The organism is Vibrio sp. 2132-1 (assembly GCF_033344315.1).
In genome coordinates this window covers 1-607 of sequence record NZ_JAWPON010000545.1, presented here as the reverse complement: position 1 = coordinate 607, position 607 = coordinate 1, and the positions used below count along the sequence as shown (strand labels likewise).

Below are 607 nucleotides of genomic sequence, written 5' to 3'. Positions count from 1 at the left end.
CGAAGCGTTTCAAGCTCTCTGTAATTGAACAGTTGATGTTATGCTGGCAAAAAACTTCAGAAGCCGCAGTGAAAATGGCGACCTGATTGGCGCCAGCATCTAAGGCTTGCTCTAACCCTTGGAGGTTAGGGGTGAGTGCCGAGTAAGTCACCGAGGCTCTTCGCGTGATATTTTGCATGACTTCTTTGGAATCTGCCATTTGCGGAACCCATTTGGGTGAGACAAATGAGCCGGCTTCGATGTGACTCAAACCCGTGTCAGAAAGTAAATCAATCAGACGGATTTTAGTGCGAGTCGAAACCGGTGATTCATTTTGAAGTCCATCTCTAGGGCCAACTTCAACAATGGTTACGTTAGTAGGCAGTGTCATTCTTCCTCCGCATCAGGTTGATGGACCCAGCTCGGAGGCCGTTTTTCTAAGAAAGCTTGTAAACCGTCTTGCCCTTGCGGCGATACACGGATATCGGCGATCAATTGGCTGGTGTAGCGGATAAGCTGAGAATCAATGGGATTTTGGTGGCATTGTTCGCACAGTGCTTTCGCTTTTCTCATCGCATCTGGGCTATTGAGTAGCAAAGAAGCGACGACTTCGCTTACGCATGATTCA

At 48.1% G+C, this 607-nt stretch carries 2 pseudogenes; both read right to left on the bottom strand.

Features of this window, described 5'->3' with window-relative positions:
- Positions 1-370 (bottom strand): annotated as a pseudogene (locus R8N47_RS26560) (hydroxymethylglutaryl-CoA lyase); the annotation flags it as partial.
- Positions 367-607 (bottom strand): annotated as a pseudogene (locus R8N47_RS26555) (gamma-carboxygeranoyl-CoA hydratase); the annotation flags it as partial. The pseudogenes R8N47_RS26560 and R8N47_RS26555, both read right to left, overlap by 4 nt.